Genomic DNA, 492 nt, shown 5'->3' with positions numbered 1-492 from the left:
AGGGCGCGCGGAGCTGCGATCTGTGCGTGGCGGCTCGCCACGGGACGGCGAAACCCTCACCCCGGCCCTCTCCCGCAAGGGGAGAGGGGGCGCGAACGGGTGGGGCGGTGCCAGATCTGTGGCCGCCCCGACACCCTGTCCCGGCCCCGGGATATTCCGAAGCTGACAGGCGTGCTGCACCGCGCATAATACGCGCGGCCGATGGGCCGTCCGTCCCGCGCAGGCGGGGCGTGCGGCAGGGCCGGTGGATGATGCCTATGCCGCTCGAACGTTCCATGATCCTCGCCGTGCAGGGCGCCGACCGCGAAGTGATCCAGGCGCTCCTGGCGCAGGCTGCGCGACGGCTCGCGTCGGGCGGCGTGCGGGTGATCGGCGTCATCGAGCGCCTGCCCGAGGGCGGCGGCCACGAGGACGTGCTGCTGCTCGACCTCGTGTCCGGCGAGACCCACCGCCTGCACCAGGATCTCGGCCCCGGCGCCGCCGGATGCAGCC

1 protein-coding gene is annotated in these 492 nt (G+C 74.0%); it reads left to right on the top strand.

The genetic code is table 11. The annotated features are described in order from the left end of the window. Window positions 1-257 precede the first annotated feature (257 nt). The coding region (locus tag AC2W7M_RS27260) for a DUF2478 domain-containing protein (RefSeq protein WP_486136377.1) at window positions 258-492 on the top strand (235 nt) is incomplete at its 3' end.

This window comes from Xanthobacter sp. BG11Y11_SDJG, assembly GCF_057364445.1.
The sequence above is the reverse complement of the archived record's forward strand: the minus strand, read 5'-3'. Positions and strand labels throughout refer to the sequence as shown.